Annotated in this window: 8 protein-coding genes; 3 read left to right on the forward strand and 5 right to left on the reverse strand. The window is 68.8% G+C overall.

Annotation, left to right across the window (positions count from 1 at the left end):
• Positions 1 to 142: 142 nt before the first annotated feature.
• Entirely contained in the window at positions 143 to 421 is a 279-nt protein-coding gene (locus ACFOYX_RS16275; protein ID WP_322443195.1) for a hypothetical protein, read from the reverse strand.
• Between the two features lie 358 nt (positions 422 to 779).
• On the opposite strand from ACFOYX_RS16275, the gene ACFOYX_RS16280 reads away from it, so the two are divergent.
• Positions 780 to 1553, forward strand: coding sequence for a maleylpyruvate isomerase family mycothiol-dependent enzyme (locus ACFOYX_RS16280; protein ID WP_322443196.1), 774 nt, complete (start codon positions 780 to 782; stop codon positions 1551 to 1553).
• A 304-nt stretch (positions 1554 to 1857) separates the two neighbouring features.
• Here ACFOYX_RS16280 and ACFOYX_RS16285 read toward each other — a convergent pair whose 3' ends face one another.
• The 3 genes from ACFOYX_RS16285 to ACFOYX_RS16295 form a co-directional block, all read right to left on the reverse strand.
• Entirely contained in the window at positions 1858 to 2202 is a 345-nt protein-coding gene (locus ACFOYX_RS16285; protein ID WP_322443242.1) for a helix-turn-helix domain-containing protein, read from the reverse strand.
• Between the two features lie 394 nt (positions 2203 to 2596).
• Positions 2597 to 2857: a hypothetical protein gene (locus ACFOYX_RS16290; RefSeq protein ID WP_322443197.1), complete on the reverse strand. Its 261-nt coding sequence runs from the start codon at positions 2855 to 2857 to the stop codon at positions 2597 to 2599.
• A gap of 60 nt (positions 2858 to 2917) precedes the next feature.
• A complete protein-coding gene (locus ACFOYX_RS16295; RefSeq protein ID WP_322443198.1) occupies positions 2918 to 3673 on the reverse strand; it encodes a LamG domain-containing protein in 756 nt (251 codons plus the stop codon).
• Positions 3674 to 3681: 8 nt separating this feature from the next.
• Here ACFOYX_RS16295 and ACFOYX_RS16300 point away from each other — a divergent pair, with 8 nt between their 5' ends.
• Positions 3682 to 4029 (forward strand): DDE-type integrase/transposase/recombinase, encoded by a 348-nt coding sequence (locus ACFOYX_RS16300; protein ID WP_322443199.1) that lies wholly within the window; start codon positions 3682 to 3684, stop codon positions 4027 to 4029.
• Positions 4030 to 4096: 67 nt separating this feature from the next.
• Complete coding sequence (locus ACFOYX_RS16305; RefSeq protein ID WP_377534093.1) at positions 4097 to 4261, forward strand: hypothetical protein; 165 nt, start codon at positions 4097 to 4099, stop codon at positions 4259 to 4261.
• 54 nt (positions 4262 to 4315) lie between these two features.
• Here the strand turns inward: ACFOYX_RS16305 and ACFOYX_RS16310 are convergent.
• Positions 4316 to 4545: helix-turn-helix transcriptional regulator (locus ACFOYX_RS16310; RefSeq protein ID WP_377534095.1), on the reverse strand; the 230-nt coding region annotated here is incomplete at its 5' end.

The raw sequence follows: 4545 nt of genomic DNA on the forward strand, positions 1-4545 counted from the left end.
ACGGCATGAAAGACCCACAACGCCTATCCAGCAACGGTTCGACGCCCAGACCACCCCGGCGACATCACCGACCCCGCCATCACGCTCAGGCAACCATGGCTGACCGCACAGCCCGACCAAACCACCGATTCACACCAGTCACCTAGACCGGCACGCGGACGAAGCCCTCGGTCCAGTGGTCCTCATCGAGGTCGTGCTCTCCGATCTGGAAGCAGTCTGGCTCGTCGGCGAAGCCCGGTAGAAGACGCGCGCGGCGGATCCGCTCTTCGGCCACGGCCTCGGAGGAGTAGATGCCGAGCAGCTTGACGTCGTCGCCGTCCTGCTCGTTGATGAACACGCCCTCGTCGTCGAGGTGAATCGTCTCGTCGTTGGGGCCGGCTTCGTTCTGGTGGCTGATGTGCCAGAGGGGATAGACCTTCACGGGCGCAGGCCACCCCGGGCCCGTCCCGTGAACGTTCCCGGTCGGAGCACTAGCTCTCGTTTCACTCCTCTGGCGCTGGCGCCGCCGGGCCGCACACTACTCAGGCCGCTGACATCGGCTAGGGGTGCGGATTGCTGGGAGTGACTTCGTAGGTCAAGCAGCGAGTTGGTAGCGGGCCTGGTGGTTGCGCTGGTGCTCTTGGCCCAGATGGTAGGTCCAGTAGCGGTCGAAGTCGCCGTTGGCGAGCAGTGCGCGGAGTTTCAGGACGGCTTCGGCGCCGGCGCTCCGCCCGGCCGTCGACGCGTTCGTCCGACAAATTCGCTACCCGGCCGCCGGAGCGCCGTGATACACAACCGACGTGCAAAACATCTTGGAGTTCCCCGAGGTCCTGCGGCTGATCGAAGACCGCTCGGCCGCGTTCCGCGCCGCGATCGCGTCCGCCCCCGACCTTGACGTCCAGGTCCCGACCTGCCCGGACTGGACGCTGCGCGAACTGGCGCAGCACCTCGGCGACGGCCGCCGCCGCCAGGCCGCCATCGTCGCGGCGGGCCCGGGCGCTGAGCCCCCGGCGAGGACGGACCCGAAGGGCGCCCCGACCGCGCCCCGCGACCGCGAAGCCCTGGACGCCTGGCTCGCCGAGTCGACCGAGCTCATGCTCGACGCGATGCGCGAGGCCGGCCCGGACTGCGGCTGCTGGACCTGGTGGGGCCGCTCGCAGGCCCCGGAGACCAGCGGAGCCGTGGCCCGGCACCAGATCCAGGAGATCGCCGTCCACACCTACGACGCCCAGCTCACCCAGGGGGCCGCACAGCCGCTGCCGACGGACGTCGCGGTCGAGGGCGTCGACGAGTTCCTGACGACCGTCTCGGCGACGACCGTCCCCTGGCCGTTCAAGCCGGCGACCATCGACCTGCACACGACCGAGGGCCGCTCCTGGCGCCTGACCCTCAACGCCGACGGCGTCCGCTGCGACGACCTCGCCGCCGACGCGGAGCCGGGCGACATGGCGATGCGAGGCGCGGCGAGCGAACTGGTCCTCTACTTCTACGAGCGCGTCCCGCTCGACGGCCTGGAGACCACCGGCGACACCGAGCCGATGGAGCAGCTCGCAGACTGGGACCCGAACGCGTAAAGCGCGCACTTGTGACGCATCTGTCGGTTGTGCGCGCGCTCCTGCGGGCGCCACTGGGCCCGGGGTTGCGGACATCGCGCGGCTGCGGGCAGGCTGCGGGCCTGCTGTTCAAGGGCGAAAGGCGCACCTGCGGGCGGCTCGCGCTCGACTGGGGACAGTGCGCGGCGGGCGCAGATTGCTGGGACTGACCTCGTAGATCAAGCAGCGAGTCGGTAGCGGGCCCGGTGGTTGCGCTGGTGTTCTTGGTCGAGGTGGAAGGTCCAGTAACGGTCGAAGTCGCCGTTGGCGAGCAGGGCGCGGAGTCTCAGGACGGCTTCGGCGCCGGCCAGTGACCATCGGGGTCGTCAGGGCTGAGCAGGCGGGGACGGCCTCCCGCCCACCGAGGGTCCAGGCAGGCCGGGCCGATCTGGTTGAACCGGTGGATCACGTCCCGCACCGTGTCCTCGTCGGCCTGCACCAACTGGGCGATCACTGGAACTCGGTTGCCGCCGGCCGAGGCCAGCAGCATCATCGCCCGTCGATAGCGCACTGTGTTGGTGCTGCCCCGGCGCACGATCCGTTGTAACTGCTGGCCCTCCTGGTCGGTCAGCCTCCTGATCTTGACCAGCTCCGCCACCACGCCCCCAAACCCGTCGGATGTCCGTCTCATCCAACCGGTTCCGGCCCCGCCGCCGCCAACCCGGTAAACGTTCCCGGTCAGAGCACTAGTGGCGAGGTGGTAGGTCGCGCCGTCCAGCTTGGCCTCGTCGTAGGTGGCCACCACGTGCTGCCGGCCGATGACAGTGGCACCTGCGGGAATCGCCTCCAGAGGCCCAGTGTCATCCGGGTCAGGGGCTCCGCCCTTCAGCACGACCGTCGAGGTGGGCCCGAGGGTGTCGACGAAGTCGGTCCCGTCGGTGCTGTAGGTCTTCACGGTGGACAGAGTGAGAGCTCTACTTGCCGTGTCCGAGTTGGCGAGACCGAGCGCTTCCAGGTAGCCGGCTGCGCCGGGAAGCGTGCCCGACGCCAGTTCCCGGTTGGTGGCCTCCAGGGTTCGGACAGGGTTACCGAATCGGTCGTAACTCCTGAGTGTCGATGTGGCCGCCGGGAGTGGCGGTGTTGACCTCCTTGCCCCCGGCCTCGAGGTAGTGGACGAGGGCGTACTGGTAGCCGTTGGTGTCAGGCCCGGTGGGGGTGGCGCTGTTGCGGCTGGGGTTGTCTTCCGGGCCGAAGATGGCGGTCGCGTCGGTGGGCAGGTCGACTTGGCCCCAGGTGGAGATTGCCGCTGCGTTCATGTCGTGCGGGCCGCCGGCAGCCTTGGTCAAGGGAACGTTGTAGACGATGTTGGCGGCGGTTTCCCCGTCGGTGATGGTCTTGGAACCCTGCTACAACGCGGCGCGGCGGACCTTCAGCATCCGGCCGGCGTTCTCGTCGCCAGCGAGGGTGGCGACCTGGTCGGCGGTGAGGGCCTTGCCGTAGATGCGGACGTCATCAATCCCGCCGTGCCAGGTGTTGGTGAAGGTGCCGTTCCACTGGGCTCGGCCGATGATGTACCCGCCCGTGGCGTTCCAGCCGCCGGTCGGTGCCGTGGTCGACTGCGCGACTCCATCGACGTAGAGGGTCATCTTCCCGGTGGCGGTGTCGTAGACGCCGGCGAGGTGGGTCCACCGGCCGAGCACCGGGGAGGTGTTGGACGAGGCGCGGATCGGCAGGGACGTGGAGCTGTCGGTGTCCATGCGGGAGAACGCCCATCGGCCAGTGGCTTGGACGTAGTTGAGGAAGAATCCGCTGGTGTATGAACCGTTCTTCGACACAGCGGTGCGGTTGACGGATTTGTCGGTCAGCCGCACCCAGGCGGCGACGGTGTAGGAGGAGGTGTTCGACAGGGCGGTGCCCGCCACGGTGATCTGCTGGCAGGATGCGCCGGTGAACGTGGCCGCCTTGTCGGCCGGGTTCTCCGGGTCGTTGCCCTGCCCCCAGCTCACCCCGGTGGCCATCGTCCCGTTATGCCCGCTGCCCGAGGAGTCGGCCACCGCTGTGCCGCTGCCCTCGTTGAGATCCCAGCGGAGGGCGGCCGAGTCGACGTCCGGGTTGCCGTAGTCGAAGTTCCACGGCAGCCGACCCTGGTGGGCAGCGGGCACAGGATCTGGTGCAACGGGACTTCGCCGCGGCCGCGCGGAACCGGTGCTGGGTCGAGGACTTCACCCACGTGGCCACGTTCACCGGCGTGATCTACGTGGCGTTCGTCGTCGACGTCTACTCCTGGGCGATCGTCGGCTGGTCGGCGGCCACCACCAAACACACCACCCTCGTCCTGCGTGCCCTCGACATGGGCCTGTGGCGCCGCGACCGCGACGGCCGGCCCCGTCGCGGCGGGCCTGATCCACCACTGATGCCGGATCGCAGTACACGTCGTTCTGGTTCACCACTCACCTGGTCGCCGCCGGCATCGATGCCTCGATCGGCACTGTCGGCGATGCCTTGGACAGCGCACTGATTGGGTCCACAACCACCACCGGCTGCAGTCAACCCTGGGCTACCTGCCGCCAGCCGAGTACGAATTGTTGTTCACGCTCACCACCAGCCCGATGGCCTCCTCGTCGTCGACCACACCCCTTGGCGACACGACGGGCAAGTGTTCCCGCAAGGGTGCCCGTCTCGGCCAAGCATGGCCCGACATCACTGCAGTCCTGGACGAACTCCTCGACACGCTGACCTCGGACGACTGACCGCCGGGGCCGGCGCACTGGTCGGCGTCGGTCGCCACCTGACCTGTTAGGGCGTCAGCCTGTCAGCGTCTCGGCCAGGTCGTAGTCGTGCTGGACCGGTTCCTGCCGCTGCTGGCGGCGGTACCGGCCAGGCGACAACCCGAACTGCCGCTTGAACGCGTTGGCGAAGGCGAACTCCGAGGCGTAGCCGACCCGGCGGGCAATGGCCGCCAGCGGCGCGCCGTCGCGGGTCAGCAGGTGCGCGGCGCTGTTGAGGCGCCACCACGTGAGATAGGCAAGCGGGG

The sequence above is a fragment of the Micromonospora sp. GCM10011541 genome, assembly GCF_042650725.1.
In the GTDB taxonomy this organism is placed as follows: Bacteria; Actinomycetota; Actinomycetes; order Mycobacteriales; family Micromonosporaceae; genus Micromonospora; species Micromonospora sicca.

Bases quoted from the DNA above. Each gene is read 5' to 3' on its own strand.
- ACFOYX_RS16285 (WP_322443242.1), bottom strand. From the start codon at position 2,202: ATGAGACGGACATCCGACGGGTTTGGGGGCGTGGTGGCGGAGCTGGTC.